Here is a 14,750-nt window from a genome sequence, read left to right as displayed (position 1 = left end):
GCAGTGACGCGCGGGTGACTCCATTGCCATGCGGAAAGTGAACGGCGCTGGGTCGATGTCTGCGCCGGAATGACGGCATCGAGGCAACCGGGGGCCTGCCGCGGGTTGCATCGCGATACTAGGAAAACACCATGGATCTCTCGATCACCCGCGCGACACTCGCCGACCTCGACACGATCGTCCCCTTGTTCGACAGGTACCGCGTGTTCTACGGAAAACCGTCGGACCCCGCCCTGGCGCGCGCGTTCATGCGCGCACGCCTGGAGCGCGCCGAATCCGTCGTGCTGCTCGCGTGGATCGACGCGCAGGCCGTCGGCTTCACCCAGCTCTACCCCGCGTTCTCCTCCGTCAGCGCCGCGCACGTGTGGGTCCTCAACGACCTGCTGGTGCTGCCGGACGCACGCCGGAACGGCATCGCGCGAGCGTTGCTGTCGTCGGCCGCCGACTTCGCCCGCGCCGACGGCGCGTTGCGGCTGGAACTGGAAACCGACCACGACAACGCCGCCGCGCAGGCGCTGTATCGCGCGATGGGCTGGATCCCGTACGAAGGCACCTTGCGCTTCCGCCTGTCCCTCGACTGACCCTCGATTGCGCTACCCTGCGGCCATGAGCCATGCCGACACCCTGATCCCGCTGCACCTCTGCGTGCTGACCGTCTCCGACAGCCGCACGCTCGCCGAGGACCGCTCCGGCGACTACCTCGCCCACGCCCTTGCGCAGGAAGGCCACCGCATGCACGAACGCGCGCTGCTGCCGGACGACCGCTACCGCCTGCGCGCGCAGGTCTCGCAGTGGATCGCCGATCCCGCGGTGGACGGCATCTTGGTCACCGGCGGCACCGGCTTCACCGGCCGCGACTCCACGCCCGAAGCACTGCTGCCGCTGCTGGACAAGGAAATGCCCGGCTTCGGCGAGCTGTTCCGGCACGTCAGCGTCGAGGAAATCGGCACGTCGTCGTTGCAGTCGCGCGCGTTCGCCGGCCTGGCCAACCAGACCTTCATCTTCTGCCTGCCCGGTTCCACCTCGGCGTGTCGCACGGCGTGGGAGAAGATCATCCGTGCCCAACTGGATGCCCGCACGCGTCCCTGCAACCTGGCCACGCTGCGGCCCCGCCTGAAGGAATGAGCAAGGAGCACCCGACATGTCACTCGATGCCACCCTGCGCCTGCTGGCCAAAGCCAGCGGCCTGACCGCCGCCGACCTTGCCGCCGCCATCCCGCGCGCCGGCGTGGCAACCGTGAAATCCTGGCTCGCCGGCGAGAAGATGCCCGGCGGCGACCAGCTCGCCGCCCTGGCGCGCGCCTTCGGTGTCCCGGCCGGTGCGCTGCTCTCCGAACTGGCGACCACGCTGGACCCCGCGCGCACGCAGGGCGAACACGACCTGCTCGCCGCTTACCGCGCGCTCAACACCCGCCAGCAGGGCGCACTGCTCGAAGTCGCGCGCAGCATGGCCGGACAACCGCGCCGCAAGCGCTGATTCCCCCACCGCACAGGATGCCGCGATGAAACCGCTCAAGCGCAAGGACTACGAAGCCCGCCTCAAACCACTGCAACTGGAACTGGCGGCGATGGCGCGCTGGGCCTCGCACTGCGGTGCGCGCATCGTGGTGGTGATGGAAGGCCGCGATACCGCCGGCAAGGGCGGCGCGATCGGCGCGATCACCGAGCACCTCAATCCACGCCAGTGCCGCGTGGTGGCGCTGCCCAAGCCGAGCGAACGCGAAGCGACGCAGTGGTACTTCCAGCGCTACATCTCGCACCTGCCCGCGGCGGGCGAGATCGTGCTGTTCGACCGCAGCTGGTACAACCGGGCCGGCGTCGAGAAGGTGATGGGCTACTGCACCGATGAGCAGTATGAGCGCTTCCTTCAGCAGGCGCCGGTGTTCGAGCGCGGCATCACCGACGACGGGATCCTGCTGTTCAAGTACTGGCTGTGCGTGGACCAGGCGCAGCAGGAAGAGCGCTTCGCCGAACGCGCGGAAGAACCGCTGAAGAGCTGGAAGCTGTCGCCCATCGACCTGAAGGCACGCGAGAAGTACGCCGACTACACCGCCGCGCGCGAAGCGATGCTCAAGGCCACCCATACGACGCATGCGCCGTGGACGCTGGTGGATTTCAACGACCAGCGCGTGGGCCGGCTGACCCTGCTGCGCGACCTGCTCGACCGCCTGCCCGACACCCGGGTACCGGTCGAACCCCTCGGCCTGCCTCCCTTGAAGGGCAAGCTGCACAAGGAGCGCTACAGCGTGCTCAAGCCGATCAAGCCGCAGCGCGGCGGCTGATCGTGCGCCGGACACTGATGGCCACACTGTGGCTGGTCGCCGCACCCGCGATGGCGCAGGATGCCGCGGCGGCGGCCGACGATGACCAGGCCACGACCCTCGATACGCTGGTTGTCAGGCCCGAGCCGGAGGAAGTGGTGGACCTGTACCGCTTCGAGAATCCGGTCGATGTCGAGCCCACGGTGTTCGAGCGGCGCTGGAAGGAGCCGACCAGCCTGGAACAGTTGGGCAAGAACGGCGGCATCGTGCCGGTACTGGCCGGACTCGCGGCGAAAGGCATCCAGGCCGGCGCCCGCAGGATTCCCGGCTGGAAGGAGCCCATGCAAACCGTGATCGCGCGCCCACCGCCGCTGGACGAGCAACAGGCCGCGCGCGCGTTGCGCCTGCAAGACGCCAGCGAGCCGTCGCCTGGTGGTCCTGAATGAGTGAGCCTGCGACAGGATGGAATGCCGTCCTGGCGTAGCGTGCGCCATGCGCACGGGCGACGTGCGTGATCGTGCGCATGGCGCACGCTACAGCTGGTGCCTGCCCGGTCAGCTGGTGACGAAGTTTTCGTTCACCGCTCGCGTCCACGCCTCACGCACGACCGATTCGACGCGCGCGGCAGGTGGCCCCAGGCGAAGCCATGCCTCCAGCAAATCGAGTGCCGCCGCATCACCTGCGGCGACGACCTCGACGCGCCCATCCGGCAGGTTGGTCGCGCGCCCGCTCAGCCCCAGGTCCAGCGCGCGTTCGCGGGTGGATGCGCGGAAGAACACGCCCTGCACCTTGCCGCTGACGAGGAAACGCGCAGCCGTCATCAGGCCTTGGCCTTCGGTCCGCCCGCTGCGGCGATCGCCGCCTCGATCTCCTTGCCCGTCACCGGGCCGAGGAACTGCTTGGCCACCTTGCCGTCCGGCGCGATCAGGTAGGTAAGCGGCAGGCCGCGCGGCGTGGCGAAATCGGCCGGCGGGTTGTACACGTCGAGGATGGCGATCGGATACACGACCGGACGTTCCGCGAGGAAAGCCCTCAGGTCGTCGGCTTCGATCTCTTCGTACGCCAGCCCGATCACCTCGATGTGGTCGTTGTCCTTGTCCAGCGCCGAGAGGTCCGGCATTTCCTTCAGGCAGGGCGCGCACCACGTCGCCCAGAAATTCACCACCACCCACTTGCCGCGGAGCGCGGCCAGCGTGTAATCGGCGCCATCGAGTGTCTTCACCTGCAGGGTCGGAATCTCGACCGTGCGATCGGCCGGCTTTTCGGCAGCGGGGTCGACATCCTTCACATGCGCCTCAATCGCCGGTTCGGCCACCTCGGCGGGCGCCGATCCGGCGTTGCACGCGGCCAGCAACAACACGGCCGCCAGCGACAGGGAAGAAACGGGCTTCATGCAGGCTCCTGGTGGGAATCGACGAACAGGTCGCTGACGCGCTTTTTCAACAACTCGCGCAAGGGCACGCGCAGGTCGTCCAGCGCCACGCGCGCGGCGCGCCCCAGCGCGTCGTCGTGGAACGGAAGATGTGCTTCGGCCACGGGAATGCGCAGCTGGCAGGCTTCGTACAGGTCGCACAGCGTCAGGTCGTCCAGGTCGCGTGCGAGCAGCCATTCGCCTTCTTCGTCACGGCGCAGCAGGTCGATCTCGGCCAGCTGCGCCAGCATCTGCTGGATCAGCGAATCGGTCAGCATCGGCTCCATCGCCAGGATCTGGTCGCTGTGCAGGCCCTTGCCCTTCTCGCGCGCCTGCGCGAAGCGGCCCAGCATGCGCAGCAGGCCATAGATCTCGTAGCCCAACGGCAGGCGCAGCGCGACCGGCTGGTAGCGGAAGGCGGCCATGCCGGAGGCGAGCGACGCGCCCAGCAGCACGGCCACCCAGCACAGGAAGATCCACAGCAGCAGGATGGGAGCGGCCGCCACCGCGCCGTAGATCTTCTGGTACGCGTTGAAGCTGCCCAGGTAGACGCCCAGGCCCCACTTCGCCAGTTCCAGCAGCACGGTCGCCAGCAACGCGCCCGCCACCGCATAGCGCCACTTGATGGTCCGGTGCGGCACCACGCGGTAGATCACAACGATGGCCGCCAGCTCGATCAACACCGGCGCCACGCTCAGCGACAGCGCCTGCAGCCACTTGCCGCCGCTGGTGGCGAACACGGGCAGCGCATAGAAGCGTGCTGACAGCGCCAGTGAGGCCGCCGCCATCAGCGCGCCCAGCGTCAGCACGGTCCAGTACACGAGGAAGCGCGACAGCTTCGGCCGCGCACTACGCACGCGCCAGATGCGGTTGAAGGTCGCCTCGATGCTGTTGAGCGTGATGAGCAGCGACACCACCAGCGCGATCACGCCGACCGCGGTCAGCTTGCCGGTGTTGGCCAAGAAACCATCGAGCTTCGCCTTCAGGCTGACCGCCGCGCCGGGCAGGAAGTTGGCGAAGATGTAGTCGCGCAGCTGCGCGCTCCATTCCTGGAACACCGGGAACGCCGACAGTACGCCGAACACCACCATCGCCAGCGGCACCAGCGCGAACAGCGTGGTGTAGGCCAGCGAGCCGGCAGCCTGGAACAGGCGGTCGTCGAGGAAGCGCTTGGCCAGGAAGCGGAAGAAGGTGCCCGTGCGCGCGCGGTCGCGCATGCGGTCAGTCCAGCGGTTCAACGAATCCAGGGGCTCCATGGGCGGAAGGGTAACCGATGCGTCATGGGCGCGACATCGCCGATACTAGGCGCTTCCACGCCACGAAGACGCCCCCATGCCCGAGATCCTGGTGCTCTACTACAGCCGCGGCGGATCCGTTGCGCGGCTGGCGCGGCAGATCGCGCGTGGCGTGGGCGAAGTGGACGGCATGTCCGCGCGCCTGCGCAGCGTGCCGCCGGTCGCCGCCGTGACCCAGCAGGCCGCGCCGCCCGTGCCCGAAGAAGGCGCGCCGTACGTGGACAGACAGGACCTGGCCGAGTGCGCGGGCCTGATCCTCGGCAGCCCCACCCGCTTCGGCAACATGGCCGCGCCCGTCAAGCATTTCATCGATGGCCTGGGCGCGGAATGGGCCAGCGGCACGCTGGTCGGCAAGCCGGCGGCGGTATTCACCTCCACCGCCACCCAGCATGGCGGGCAGGAATCCACGCTGCTGTCGATGCAGGTGCCGCTGTTGCACCACGGCTGCGTGATCGTCGGCATTCCGTTCACCGAGCCGCAGCTCAGCACCACGCGCACCGGCGGCACACCGTATGGGGCCAGCCACGTGGCGGGCGGGGACGATGATCCGCAGCCCAGCGACGAAGAAGCCGCCCTCGCGCGCGCACTCGGTCGCCGTGTCGCCGATATCGCCCGTCGCTTGGAGACGCGCTGATGGACCGCTCACGCCTGCTGCTCGCCGCCCTGCTGCAACTGCTGGCCATCCTGTATGCGGTGTGGTTCTGGGGCGACCTGCAGTACACGCTGGCGCTGCTGGTGTTCGCGCTGCCGCCGATCCTGTTGATGATCGGGGTGATGGCGCGTCGGCGCACGGCGGCGTTCTGGGCCGGCGTGTTCGCGCTGTTCTGGTTTTCGCACGCGGTGATGGTGGCGTGGGCCGATCCGGTGAAGGCGCCGTTCGCCTGGGGCGGCATCGTGCTGTCCATCGGCATCGTGCTGGCGACCAGCTGGCCGGCGTTCGCGAAGCGGTTCGGCAGGAAGGGGTGATGCGCTTCGTCGTGGCGCTGCTGTTCTGTCTGCTGGCGCCGTGCGGCTGGGCGCAGGACGCGGTGTGCGAACCGGCCGATGCCGTCCGCGCCGAGAACCGCGACGGCAGCGTGCTGACGGTGCAGACAGAATGCGCTTCGCCGGAAGTGCGCCGCTATGTCGCCACACTGGCCTGCGATGGCGGCCGCGTGTGCGATCGGCGGGAGGTGACGCAGGAGGTCGGCTACACCAGCATGGGCCACGCCAACCTGATCGACGTGGACGGCGACGGCATGCACGAGGTAGAGATCCGCGGCATGTGCGGCGCCGGCCCGAACTGCGAGGGCGAGGTCTACCGGATCGATCCGGCCACGCGCACGCTGCAGCACTTCTTCAGCGGCGGCTACTACGAGCTGCAGGTCATCGAAGGCTGGCTGGTGGAAGCCGGGCGCAGCAGTTGCTGCAGCTGGGAATTCCACCTTTGGAAGCTGGATGCGCCGCATGCGCTGCCACTGGAGTACGACACCATGGACCTGATGGTGCAGGTGGATGCCGGCGGCGACGAGGACGGCAACGTCACCGACGTGCGCTGCACCTTCACCCGGCAAAACGGCGATAATCGCGTGGTCGTCGCCCCACCGTCGCGCACGCTGGAAGCGATCTGCGAGCACTACGGCGAGCCGTACGACCTGACTTCCCCGGACACAACGCCAGGCGCGCCGTGAGCGCCGGCAGGAGCACTGAGATGGATGAGCTGCTGATCGTCACCACCGGTGGCACGATCGACAAGATCTACTTCGACGACAAGTCCGATTACCAGATCGGCGACCCGCAGATCGGCATGATCCTGCGCGAGCTGGGGGTGACGTTCCGCTTCACGGTCATCCCGATCCTGCGCAAGGATTCGCTGCACATCACCGACGAGGACCGCGAGCTGATCCGCGCGACCATCGCCGCGCAGCCGACGAAGCACGTGCTGGTGACGCACGGCACCGACAGCATGGTGCAGACGGGCCACGTGCTCGCTTCGATCACCGACAAGACCATCGTCATGACCGGCGCCCTCAGCCCGGCCCGCTTCCGCGGCTCGGACGCGGAGTTCAACATCGGCTGCGCGATCGGCGCGGTGCAGTCGCTGCCGGCGGGCGTGTACATCGCGATGAACGGCCGGATCTGGGATCCGGCGAAGGTGCGGAAGAACGTGGCGGAGAATCGGTTCGAGGCGGTTTGAGACCGGCAGGCCGATAGATTCTGCAGTAACAACAAGGCCCGCTAACGCGGGCCTTTTGCTTTTGGGAGAAGAATTGGTCCACGGCTCCAATTCCTGGAAACCTTTGATCCTATCCCGGCAGGGAACACATCATCTAGGGCCGACGACTTAGCGAATCGAGAACCTTGCGACTCTCCACCTCTTCCACTTCTCGAAAGTTGCTCACATCAACCAACCGAATCAACTTCTGATCTGGAAGCACATCGACCACACCATCAAGCCTGAACATGCCGCTCTTCGTAACTGGCGTATTGAAGACAACCGCATTAAACGCCGAAACGCGCGCACCCCCCTCATCCTCACCAACGGGAGAGGTTTGCAGACTAGAAAAAACGAAAGGCGAACCCGGGCAATCTGCTGACACCGCAACACTCCCATGATGCAGCGTTCCGTAAACATAAAGATCGTGAACCGAAACCCGGCTAGTCGGCATCCCGGACAGCAATGAGCGGCAATAGTCGCCAGCCTCCTCATCGCTTGAACAGGAGCAACAAAGCACCGCCAACGAAATTAGCGTAACGAGAGTGCTCTTCATGGCGAAGTCCTGAAAAGACCATAGGCACGGCAAGGATAGCGAAACTCCAACAGCTCAAGCCTTCCCTCGACTTGAAGCCATTCCCGGGCGCGACAGCCCCATCTCCCGCCATCTCGCCGCGTCGGATGTGCCGATGGAAAACCTACTCTGAGCCCGACTCAGAAGGACCAGACCTACGGCGGCGAAATGACAAAGGCGCTGAGGCTTGCCGACAGCGGGACGGCCTTCGCCCCCATCGCCTCATAGAGCGCGATGGCCCGGTGATTGCTGGACCGCACGTTGTTGATCACAAGCTCGTGGCAGCCCTTGTCGCGCGCCTTCTGCCGCAGCTGCTCGATCACCGTACTTCCGTAGCCGCGTGAGCGCTGCCTGGAATCGATCTCGATCTTCTCCAGCACAAAGCTCCCGCCGGGTTCGAACCAGCCGTGCGCGCGCCCCACCCGCCGACCGTCGAGCCATGGTTCGATGACGTAGTGGCGCCGCTGCTCGCTCTCTTCGAAGCGCCAGTCTGTTTTCAGTTGGAGTTGGCTTGCTTTCAATGGTTGCTGACTTGTCTGCGATGGCCGAATGCCTTCCGCCGACCAGGGCAAAAGGAAAACAGGGATCCGGAAACGGCGGCCAGAGTACCTGTCCCGGTTGATCCGCGCGAGCACCGTGGGCCCAAGAGCATGTGCGGGTGAGGCGCGGCACCGCCCGCAGGTGCAGCCGCGCCCTCGGCTGGCGTCGATCACCGGCAAGCCCCTGTCGTGATGTCCTAAGACCTAAAGCAGGACCTATTCGCGGTGGGTTGGGGCTCGCACCCGCCTCGGGTTCGAACCGCGGACATGCTGCCCTCCGCATCCCCCACGGTCCCCGCCAACCTTGGTGGGAGCGCGGCGCGACCGGAAGGTGCGGCCACGCCGCTGATCAAAGAGCTTGCTGCGCGGTCAGGATCGGATACGGATTGACCGGGCTGCCCTTCCACCACTGCTTCTCGGGGCCAAGCAGGAAGATGGCGAAGTGCAGGTGGGGGGCATCGGGGCTGGCGTTGCCCGTGGCGCCTACGTAGCCGATCACCTGCCCGCGGCGGATCTGCTGCTTTTCCGCCAATCCATCCGCATACCGGTCGAGGTGTGCGTAGTAGTAGGCGTAGCGGCCGGTCGGCTCGAACTGGTAGATCGTCAAGCCGCCGCGCTCGCTGGTGAAGAGTTTTTCCACATGGCCATCGGCCACGGCAAAGACCGGGGTGCCCTTGGCGGCCATGATGTCGATGGCATCGTGGGAGCGCCCTTCGCTGCGTGCGTCGGTGAAGGTATCGGTGAGGTCCGCCGCGCGTATGCCCTGGACCGGGAGCAGCAGCGCGGATGGCGCGGGCATGTCGCTGCCGACGCCAGGCGCGGGGGACACAGGCGCAGGCGCGACGGTGCCGGCAACGGCGACTGCAGGCGTATTGGCCACGTCCGGTGTCGCAACCGCAGCGGACGTTGTCGCCCCAGGGGATGCAACGGGCTGCGGCGGGTCGGATGCCGGCGTAGGCACGATGTCCATGCCGCTCCAGACGACCACGCCCAGCGCCACCACCAGCAGCAGGCCCAGCACGTACTTCATGCTAGTCCTGCATCACGACGGCGGTGGAGGGCGAGACGGCGGCGGCGACGCGCTCGACGTCCCAGTTCGTCAGCCGCACGCAGCCATGGGATTGCGCCTTCCCCACCGTGGCCGGCTCGGGCGTGCCGTGCAGTCCGTAGTGAGGCTTGGAAAGATCGATCCATCGCGTGCCCACCGGGTTGTTCGGGCCGGCAGGCAGTGTCGCCTTGGCATGGGAGGGATCCGCGTCCCAGAACAGGGCCGGGTTGTAGTGGAAGGTGGGATTGACGGCGGTGCCGAGGATCTTCCACTCCCCCAGTGGCAACGGGTCCTTGTCGCTGCCGGAGGACACAGGAAACTGCGCGACGACCTTGCCTGCGGCGTCCATCAACGCAAGCGTGGACTCGGACTTGTCGATCACCACGCGGGCGGCCTTGGGCGGCGCGGCGACATCGGCCACGTTCGGCACCTGTATCCGGGCACCCGCCCGCGCGAAGTCCACGCCGGGATTCAGTTGTTCGAGCAGCGCCGGCGCAACGTGGAAGCGTTCGCCCAGGGCTTCGCGCACCGACGCGAAGCCCAGCGATGGCAGCTTTGCCTGCGCCATCATGTCGTCGGGAATGCGGATGTAGCGCTGGCCGACGTCTTCGGCCGTCAACGTGTACGCGGTGACCACCGCCACCGCGTTTGCGTTCAGGGCGTTCCACGTGGCCTGGTCGAGCTCGCCGGTGACGTCCAGCCCCCTGGCGGCCTGGAAGCCCCGCAGCGCGCGCCGCTGGTTGGAGCCGGACAGGCCATCGATTTCCCCGGGTGAAAAGTGCGCGCGGTCCAGCAGTACCTGGGCGCGCAGCAGCGCAGCCGCGCCGCTCCGCGTGGCGGGATCGTTCGCCTGCGCCGCCAGGGACACAGGGGGTTCCGCCCGGGAGGGGGCCGAGAGGGCGGCGAGCAGGACGACGGCAAGGAATCGCACGGACATGGGCAAAGGACTCGGGTTGCAGTGCCCGCATCTTCGAAAGGCCTGCGTCATCGCGGCGTCAATCTGCGCGGCCACCCGATGCCTGCAGGCGCCGTCGAAGGGTGCCCGAGGCCGTACTCGTCCTCCCTGCTTTCACTGGAAGGCGTCTAGCCTCCGCGCTCCGCCCTGAAATACGCCACCAGCGCATTCGCATGGCCATGGCCCAACGCGTGCTCCGTTTTCAACAGGGCCACCTGCTCGCCGTGTTTCCGGTCGCTGACCGCGCCCAGGATCGTGAACCAGTGTTCCACCGGCTTGCCGTACTGCTTCTCTATCGAAGGGAAGTAGGAAGCCGGACCTTTTGTCTTCGCGTTCGTCGTCATGCATCGCTCCTGGCGGTCATGCAAGCTGTGTGCGCCACCTTGGCGTCACGACCTGCGCTTGCCTGTTCGACGAAGGAGGGGGTGCGGGATCGACATGCGGTCCTGCCCCTAGCACAGACGAAGAACCCCGGCCAAGGCCGGGGTTCCTCATGCACATCCTGGCGACTCCCTCAGCGGGCAATCCTCAGAACGTGATGCTCCAGCTGTTGATGTAGCCGGTATCCGCACCTGCACGGTCGCGGGCGCGCAGGCGCCAGCTGCCGTTGAGGGCTTCGCTCGACAGGTTAACCGTGTAGGTCTGGTTGATGTTGTCGGCACTGCCGCCCGTGCGGTTGTGCAGCACGTACACCGAACCATCCGGCGCCAGCAGGTCGACGATCAGGTCACCGATGTAGGTGTGCACGATGCTGACCGCCACCTGCGCATTGCTCGGCGCGTTGCCCGTGCGGCCCGACACGGCGATCGTGCTGGTCACGCCCGTCGTGTTGTTGTCGGGAATGCTGACGTCGGTGCCGTTGGTGTAGGTCTGCGTACCGCCACCCGGCGGCGTGGTGCCGCCCTGCGCCGCCACGACGGCCGCGTCCGCATTGGCGATGCCCGCACCGCAGCCACCCGAGCACGTGCCCGGCAACGGACGCGCGGTGTTCTTAAGGATGGTCTCCACCTGTGCCGGAGTCAGCGGCGACGGTGCGGCGGCCTGCATCAGCGCGACCACGCCCGCCACGTGCGGCGCCGCCATGGATGTGCCGTTGTACGACGCGTAGCTCGCGCTGCCCGCCGTGGTGGTGCCGGAGTTGAGCGTCGACAGGATGCTCTGGCCCGGCGCGGAGATGTCGATGCCGGTGCCGTAGTTGGAGAAGCTGGCGCGCGAGCCGCTCGACGTGGTCGCCGCCACGGCCACGACGTTCGGGCAGTTCGCCGGCACCGCGCTGGACACGTTGGTGTTGCTGTTGCCCGCGGCCACCACCACGGTGGTCCCGCGACCGACCGCACCGTTGATCGCGTTCTGGTAGGTCGCGGAACAGGTACCGCCGCCGCCCAGCGACATGTTGATGACTTCCGCCGGGTTGGCATTGGCGGGCACGCCGCTGACGGTGCCACCCGAGGCCCAGGTGATCGCGTCGGCGATATCCGAGGTCAGGCCACCGCAGCGACCCAGCACACGCACCGGAACCACCTTGGCGCCGAACGCGGTACCGGCCACGCCCGTGCTGTTGTTGGTCACGGCGGCGACGGTGCCGGCTACGTGCGTGCCATGCCAGCTGGAGTTGCTGACCGGCGAACCGCTGTAGCACTCGCCCGCGACCGGGTTCCAGTCGCCCTCGTCGTTCGGGTTCGAATCGCGTCCGTTGCCGTCGCGCGAGACGAAGGTGTCGCTGATGAAATCGTAGCCGGGCAGGATGTTGGCGTTGAGGTCGGCATGGTTGGTGATGCCGGTGTCGATGACGGCCACCACCACGCCCGCACCCGTGGACTTGTCCCAGGCCGAGCGCACGTTGATGCCGGACGTGGTGGTGCCGAAGCCCCACTGCTCGGACAGGCGCGGGTCGTTGGGCGTCAGCACCGGATACATGCGCTGGTCGACCTCCACGTACTCCACGTTCGGATCGGCGGCCAGCTGGCGCATCAGCGACTCGGCTTCGATGCGGTCCAGCTTGCGATCGGCCCGCACCACGTCGGCACCGCCCGCGGCGAGCCGGCGCAGCTTCTGCAGGCCCAGCGCGCGACCGCCGCGCTTGGCGACGCCGGTGCTGGCGGCGCTGGTCAGCGAGCGCTGCAGCTGCGTCGCGTTGGTGCTTTCCGTACTGCCGTCGCGATACTTCACGATGAAGCGGTCGTAGCCGCCCGGTTCTTCCACCTGCAGGCCACTCATGTCGACACGGCCGGCCATGGCCGGCAACGCATACAGCGATGCGAGCACGGCGGACGACAGGCACAGCAGGCGCACACGCGAACCACGCTTTGCAAATCCAGACATCAGACTCTCCCTCAAGGATGAAATGAAAAGCCGCCAATGCGGCAATCGCCCGGTCGAGGGCGCGGGACTGCAACGGGAGGGGGTGGACGGGCTGTTGCGTTCGACCGGGTACACGCCGCGCAATGCACGACGCAACGACGACGCTAACGGAGAGCACTTCGCTGAATCAGCGATGAAAGACACAGTTCGCCATATATGTTTCAAACGTAATCGCCGGGATACACGCATGAAGCGCAGGTCACCGGTAGACATCCGCAGGTAGGTTCATTTACTTCCTGCGCACCACCGCACATGCGAATTTTTTATTCGGTGAACCACGCGTTGATTACGCAATAAAAAAGCCCACTTCGCAGCGGGCTTTTCTTTAGACGATGCTTTCGACCTCATTCGCGCAACTTCACCAGCCAACCGTGGCGGTCGGGGATGCGGCCGTACTGGATGTCGGTGAGTTCCTTGCGGATGCCCATCGTCACTTCGCCGGCCGGTGCGTTGAGGTCGCCCACGGCGAAGTCCTTGCCCTTGAGCTGGCCGATCGGCGTGATCACCGCGGCGGTGCCGCAGGCGAACACTTCGACGATGTCGCCGGAGGTCACGCCCTGCTTCCACTCATCGATGGAGACCTTGCGCTCTTCGACGGTGTGGCCGCGATCGCGGGCGATCTGGATGATGCTGTCGCGGGTGATGCCTTCAAGGATGCTGCCGGAGAGTTCCGGGGTGACGATGTGGCCGTCCTTGTAGACGAGGAACACGTTCATGCCGCCCAGTTCTTCCAGGTACTTGCCTTCCACCGGATCGAGGAACAGTACCTGCGAGCAGCCCTGCGCCTGCGCTTCCTGCTGCGGCAGCAGCGAGGCGGCGTAGTTGCCGCCGCACTTGGCGGCACCGGTGCCGCCCTTGGCGGCGCGGGCATAGTCTTCCGACAGCCAGATCGACACCGGCGCCACGCCCTTGGCGAAGTACGCGCCGGCGGGGCTGGCGATGACGTAGTAGCCGGCCCGGTGCGCGGCGCGCACGCCGAGGAAGGCTTCGGTGGCGATCATGAAGGGACGGAAGTACAGGCTGGTCTCCGGCGCCGACGGCACCCAGTCGCCATCGATGGCGACCAGCTGGCGCAGCGATTCGACGAACTCGTTGACCGGCAGCTGCGGGAGCGCCAGGCGCGCGGCCGAACGCTGCAGGCGCTTGCCGTTGGCGTCGGGACGGAAGGTCCAGATGGAGCCGTCGGCATGGCGGTAGGCCTTGATGCCTTCGAAGATCTCCTGGCCGTAGTGCAGCACCGAGGCGGCCGGGTCCAGCGACAGCGGACCGTAGGCGCGGACTTCCGCGCTGTGCCAGCCCTGCGCCTTGTCCCAGGTGATGGCGACCATGTGGTCGGTGAAGTGCAGGCCGAACCCGGGGCTGGCGAGGATGGCGTCGCGCTCGTCCGGGGTGCGGGCCTTGTCGGAGCGGTTCACGCGGTAGGTCAACGGGGCGGCGTTCATCACGTTCATCTCTTTCTTCCTGACGGGTTCTGCATCGGGCGAGCCGCGGGCTCAGAGCATGCCGGTTTCCAGCTTGGCGGCGTCGGACATCATGTGGCGGCCCCACGGCGGATCGAACACCAGTTCGACATCGGCCTCGGCCACGGTGGGGATCATCTCCAGCTTGCTGCGCACGTCGTCGACCAGGATCTCGCCCATGCCGCAGCCCGGCGCGGTCAGCGTCATCTTCACGTCGACGCCGCGCTGGCCGTCGTCGCGGGTGGTGAGGTTGGCTTCGTAGACCAGGCCGAGGTCGACGATGTTGAACGGGATCTCGGGATCGAAGCAGGTGCGCAGCTGGTTCCACACCATCGCCTCGACTTCCTCGTCGCTGGCGTTGTCGGGCAACGAGAGCGGTTCGGACGGTTCCTTGCCGATCGCATCCGCATCCCTGCCGGCGATGCGCATCAGGTTGCCTTCGACGAACACGGTGTAACTGCCGCCGAGCGCCTGGGTGATGTAGCCGTAGCTGCCGGCCGGCAGGGTGACGAGTTCGCCCTGCGGCACCAGAACGGCGGCGCAATCGCGGGAGAATTGGACGGGTTCGCTGCTGCGGGAATACATGCAAGACCAGATGGGGACGCGCGTGGGGCGCTGCAAGGCGGTCTATTGTAGCCTTCGCGCCCCGGCG

At 66.9% G+C, this 14,750-nt stretch carries 20 protein-coding genes and 1 pseudogene; 9 read left to right on the top strand and 12 right to left on the bottom strand.

The annotated features are described in order from the left end of the window. Window positions 1-131: 131 nt before the first annotated feature. The 5 genes from Q0907_RS01910 to Q0907_RS01890 are packed head-to-tail and all read left to right on the top strand — an operon-like array spanning window position 132 to window position 2,707. A complete protein-coding gene (locus Q0907_RS01910; RefSeq protein WP_299340982.1) occupies window positions 132-581 on the top strand; it encodes a GNAT family N-acetyltransferase in 450 nt (149 codons plus the stop codon). A 25-nt stretch (window positions 582-606) separates the two neighbouring features. Beyond that, a complete protein-coding gene (gene moaB, locus Q0907_RS01905) occupies window positions 607-1,125 on the top strand; it encodes a molybdenum cofactor biosynthesis protein B (protein ID WP_299340979.1) in 519 nt (172 codons plus the stop codon). A gap of 16 nt (window positions 1,126-1,141) precedes the next feature. Continuing rightward, on the top strand, window positions 1,142-1,477 hold the full coding sequence (locus Q0907_RS01900) for a helix-turn-helix domain-containing protein (RefSeq protein WP_296282006.1): 336 nt from the start codon (window positions 1,142-1,144) through the stop codon (window positions 1,475-1,477). Between the two features lie 25 nt (window positions 1,478-1,502). Continuing rightward, window positions 1,503-2,282 (top strand): polyphosphate kinase 2, encoded by a 780-nt coding sequence (gene ppk2 / locus Q0907_RS01895; RefSeq protein WP_296282008.1) that lies wholly within the window; start codon window positions 1,503-1,505, stop codon window positions 2,280-2,282. Window positions 2,283-2,299: 17 nt separating this feature from the next. Further along, window positions 2,300-2,707, top strand: a complete 408-nt coding sequence (locus tag Q0907_RS01890; RefSeq protein WP_299340976.1) for a hypothetical protein — start codon at window positions 2,300-2,302, stop codon at window positions 2,705-2,707. 108 nt (window positions 2,708-2,815) lie between these two features. On the opposite strand, the gene Q0907_RS01885 is transcribed toward Q0907_RS01890, so the two are convergent. From Q0907_RS01885 to Q0907_RS01875, 3 genes are read right to left on the bottom strand one after another with little or no spacing between them, the layout of a single operon-like run. Continuing rightward, window positions 2,816-3,082: an acylphosphatase gene (locus tag Q0907_RS01885; protein WP_299340974.1), complete on the bottom strand. Its 267-nt coding sequence runs from the start codon at window positions 3,080-3,082 to the stop codon at window positions 2,816-2,818. After that, window positions 3,082-3,654: a TlpA disulfide reductase family protein gene (locus Q0907_RS01880; protein WP_343229801.1), complete on the bottom strand. Its 573-nt coding sequence runs from the start codon at window positions 3,652-3,654 to the stop codon at window positions 3,082-3,084. The genes Q0907_RS01885 and Q0907_RS01880 overlap by 1 nt, the downstream gene beginning before the upstream one ends. Continuing rightward, window positions 3,651-4,928, bottom strand: coding sequence for a YihY family inner membrane protein (locus Q0907_RS01875; RefSeq protein ID WP_299340971.1), 1,278 nt, complete (start codon window positions 4,926-4,928; stop codon window positions 3,651-3,653). Before Q0907_RS01875 ends, Q0907_RS01880 begins: the two co-directional genes overlap by 4 nt. A 76-nt stretch (window positions 4,929-5,004) precedes the next feature. Here Q0907_RS01875 and wrbA point away from each other — a divergent pair, with 76 nt between their 5' ends. Genes wrbA through Q0907_RS01855 form a run of 4 tightly spaced genes read left to right on the top strand, consistent with a single transcriptional unit; the run spans window position 5,005 to window position 7,143 of the window. Continuing rightward, complete coding sequence (wrbA, locus tag Q0907_RS01870) at window positions 5,005-5,601, top strand: NAD(P)H:quinone oxidoreductase (protein WP_299340970.1); 597 nt, start codon at window positions 5,005-5,007, stop codon at window positions 5,599-5,601. Continuing rightward, window positions 5,601-5,933: a DUF2069 domain-containing protein gene (locus Q0907_RS01865; protein ID WP_299340967.1), complete on the top strand. Its 333-nt coding sequence runs from the start codon at window positions 5,601-5,603 to the stop codon at window positions 5,931-5,933. The genes wrbA and Q0907_RS01865 overlap by 1 nt, the downstream gene beginning before the upstream one ends. Continuing rightward, complete coding sequence (locus Q0907_RS01860; RefSeq protein WP_299340965.1) at window positions 5,933-6,637, top strand: hypothetical protein; 705 nt, start codon at window positions 5,933-5,935, stop codon at window positions 6,635-6,637. Before Q0907_RS01865 ends, Q0907_RS01860 begins: the two co-directional genes overlap by 1 nt. Window positions 6,638-6,657: 20 nt before the next feature. Then, complete coding sequence (locus Q0907_RS01855; protein ID WP_296282020.1) at window positions 6,658-7,143, top strand: asparaginase domain-containing protein; 486 nt, start codon at window positions 6,658-6,660, stop codon at window positions 7,141-7,143. Window positions 7,144-7,276: 133 nt separating this feature from the next. Here the strand turns inward: Q0907_RS01855 and Q0907_RS01850 are convergent, their stop codons facing one another. The 9 genes and pseudogenes from Q0907_RS01850 to sufT all read right to left on the bottom strand — a co-directional run bounded on the left by Q0907_RS01850 (window position 7,277) and on the right by sufT (window position 14,683). Then, window positions 7,277-7,717, bottom strand: coding sequence for a hypothetical protein (locus Q0907_RS01850; protein WP_299340962.1), 441 nt, complete (start codon window positions 7,715-7,717; stop codon window positions 7,277-7,279). A gap of 173 nt (window positions 7,718-7,890) precedes the next feature. Beyond that, window positions 7,891-8,448, bottom strand: a complete 558-nt coding sequence (locus Q0907_RS01845) for a GNAT family N-acetyltransferase (protein WP_299340959.1) — start codon at window positions 8,446-8,448, stop codon at window positions 7,891-7,893. A 175-nt stretch (window positions 8,449-8,623) separates the two neighbouring features. Beyond that, entirely contained in the window at window positions 8,624-9,304 is a 681-nt protein-coding gene (locus tag Q0907_RS01840) for a peptidoglycan DD-metalloendopeptidase family protein (RefSeq protein WP_299340957.1), read from the bottom strand. Window position 9,305: 1 nt separating this feature from the next. Then, on the bottom strand, window positions 9,306-10,259 hold the full coding sequence (locus Q0907_RS01835; RefSeq protein ID WP_299340954.1) for a L,D-transpeptidase family protein: 954 nt from the start codon (window positions 10,257-10,259) through the stop codon (window positions 9,306-9,308). A gap of 146 nt (window positions 10,260-10,405) precedes the next feature. Continuing rightward, the gene (locus Q0907_RS01830; protein WP_296282027.1) at window positions 10,406-10,621 is read right to left on the bottom strand and encodes a DUF4287 domain-containing protein; all 216 of its coding nucleotides are present in this window, start codon (window positions 10,619-10,621) and stop codon (window positions 10,406-10,408) included. A gap of 184 nt (window positions 10,622-10,805) precedes the next feature. Then, complete coding sequence (locus Q0907_RS01825; RefSeq protein ID WP_299342596.1) at window positions 10,806-11,039, bottom strand: proprotein convertase P-domain-containing protein; 234 nt, start codon at window positions 11,037-11,039, stop codon at window positions 10,806-10,808. 84 nt (window positions 11,040-11,123) lie between these two features. Beyond that, window positions 11,124-12,599: pseudogene (locus tag Q0907_RS01820) on the bottom strand (S8 family peptidase); the annotation flags it as partial. A gap of 383 nt (window positions 12,600-12,982) precedes the next feature. Beyond that, window positions 12,983-14,080 carry a branched-chain amino acid aminotransferase gene (locus Q0907_RS01815; RefSeq protein WP_299342594.1) on the bottom strand — a complete coding sequence of 366 codons (1,098 nt, stop codon included), beginning with the start codon at window positions 14,078-14,080 and terminating at the stop codon, window positions 12,983-12,985. Window positions 14,081-14,131: 51 nt separating this feature from the next. Then, a complete protein-coding gene (gene sufT / locus Q0907_RS01810) occupies window positions 14,132-14,683 on the bottom strand; it encodes a putative Fe-S cluster assembly protein SufT (RefSeq protein ID WP_296282035.1) in 552 nt (183 codons plus the stop codon). Between the last annotated feature and the right edge of the window lie 67 nt (window positions 14,684-14,750).

The sequence above is a fragment of the uncultured Pseudoxanthomonas sp. genome (assembly GCF_947498795.1).
Classification (GTDB): domain Bacteria; phylum Pseudomonadota; class Gammaproteobacteria; order Xanthomonadales; family Xanthomonadaceae; genus Pseudoxanthomonas_A.
This window is presented reverse-complemented; position numbering and strand designations above follow the sequence as displayed.

What these genes read in the sequence shown, in the direction of transcription:
- Q0907_RS01840 (WP_299340957.1), bottom strand. Translation starts at nt 9,304, where the DNA reads ATGAAGTACGTGCTGGGCCTGCTGCTGGTGGTGGCGCTGGGCGTGGTC.
- moaB (WP_299340979.1), top strand. Translation starts at nt 607, where the DNA reads ATGAGCCATGCCGACACCCTGATCCCGCTGCACCTCTGCGTGCTGACC.
- Q0907_RS01830 (WP_296282027.1), bottom strand. Translation starts at nt 10,621, where the DNA reads ATGACGACGAACGCGAAGACAAAAGGTCCGGCTTCCTACTTCCCTTCG.
- Q0907_RS01855 (WP_296282020.1), top strand. Translation starts at nt 6,658, where the DNA reads ATGGATGAGCTGCTGATCGTCACCACCGGTGGCACGATCGACAAGATC.
- Q0907_RS01880 (WP_343229801.1), bottom strand. Translation starts at nt 3,654, where the DNA reads ATGAAGCCCGTTTCTTCCCTGTCGCTGGCGGCCGTGTTGTTGCTGGCC.
- Q0907_RS01865 (WP_299340967.1), top strand. Translation starts at nt 5,601, where the DNA reads ATGGACCGCTCACGCCTGCTGCTCGCCGCCCTGCTGCAACTGCTGGCC.
- ppk2 (WP_296282008.1), top strand. Translation starts at nt 1,503, where the DNA reads ATGAAACCGCTCAAGCGCAAGGACTACGAAGCCCGCCTCAAACCACTG.
- wrbA (WP_299340970.1), top strand. Translation starts at nt 5,005, where the DNA reads ATGCCCGAGATCCTGGTGCTCTACTACAGCCGCGGCGGATCCGTTGCG.
- Q0907_RS01910 (WP_299340982.1), top strand. Translation starts at nt 132, where the DNA reads ATGGATCTCTCGATCACCCGCGCGACACTCGCCGACCTCGACACGATC.
- Q0907_RS01835 (WP_299340954.1), bottom strand. Translation starts at nt 10,259, where the DNA reads ATGTCCGTGCGATTCCTTGCCGTCGTCCTGCTCGCCGCCCTCTCGGCC.
- sufT (WP_296282035.1), bottom strand. Translation starts at nt 14,683, where the DNA reads ATGTATTCCCGCAGCAGCGAACCCGTCCAATTCTCCCGCGATTGCGCC.
- Q0907_RS01875 (WP_299340971.1), bottom strand. Translation starts at nt 4,928, where the DNA reads ATGGAGCCCCTGGATTCGTTGAACCGCTGGACTGACCGCATGCGCGAC.
- Q0907_RS01890 (WP_299340976.1), top strand. Translation starts at nt 2,300, where the DNA reads ATGGCCACACTGTGGCTGGTCGCCGCACCCGCGATGGCGCAGGATGCC.
- Q0907_RS01815 (WP_299342594.1), bottom strand. Translation starts at nt 14,080, where the DNA reads ATGAACGCCGCCCCGTTGACCTACCGCGTGAACCGCTCCGACAAGGCC.
- Q0907_RS01885 (WP_299340974.1), bottom strand. Translation starts at nt 3,082, where the DNA reads ATGACGGCTGCGCGTTTCCTCGTCAGCGGCAAGGTGCAGGGCGTGTTC.
- Q0907_RS01900 (WP_296282006.1), top strand. Translation starts at nt 1,142, where the DNA reads ATGTCACTCGATGCCACCCTGCGCCTGCTGGCCAAAGCCAGCGGCCTG.
- Q0907_RS01850 (WP_299340962.1), bottom strand. Translation starts at nt 7,717, where the DNA reads ATGAAGAGCACTCTCGTTACGCTAATTTCGTTGGCGGTGCTTTGTTGC.
- Q0907_RS01860 (WP_299340965.1), top strand. Translation starts at nt 5,933, where the DNA reads ATGCGCTTCGTCGTGGCGCTGCTGTTCTGTCTGCTGGCGCCGTGCGGC.